The organism is Chitinimonas violaceus, assembly GCF_052601015.1.
The window spans coordinates 1-366 of record NZ_JBQXDJ010000251.1; the positions used below are offsets into that span (position 1 = coordinate 1).

1 protein-coding gene is annotated in these 366 nt (G+C 59.6%); it reads left to right on the plus strand.

What is annotated here, in order from left to right:
• Window positions 1-366: transposase (locus ACUHMQ_RS21170; RefSeq protein WP_445297411.1), on the plus strand; the 366-nt coding region annotated here is incomplete at both ends.

The window sequence follows — 366 nt, forward strand, 5'->3', positions numbered from 1 at the left end:
CTGAGATCGAGCGCACTGTCGCGGCGCTAAATGCCCAACGACCGGTCCCGGATGCGCCACTTCCGAAGGCAAAACATCGCAACAAGTTACCCAGCGATCCGAACTTCGACGTCCGATCAGCCATGTATCAGCTCGCTGGAACGGACCTGACGCAGATCCACGGCATTGGCCCCTTCTTGTCGCTGCGCTTGATTGCCGAATGCGGTACGGACCTGAGCCGCTGGCGAACTGCTAAGCATTTCACCTCCTGGCTCGCCCTCTCGCCAAGCTGTAAGATCAGCGGTGGCAAGGTACTCTCCTCGCATACACGTAAGACCAGCAACCGTCTCACTGTTGCCTTGCGCTTGGCGGCGGTCTCCGTCGGAA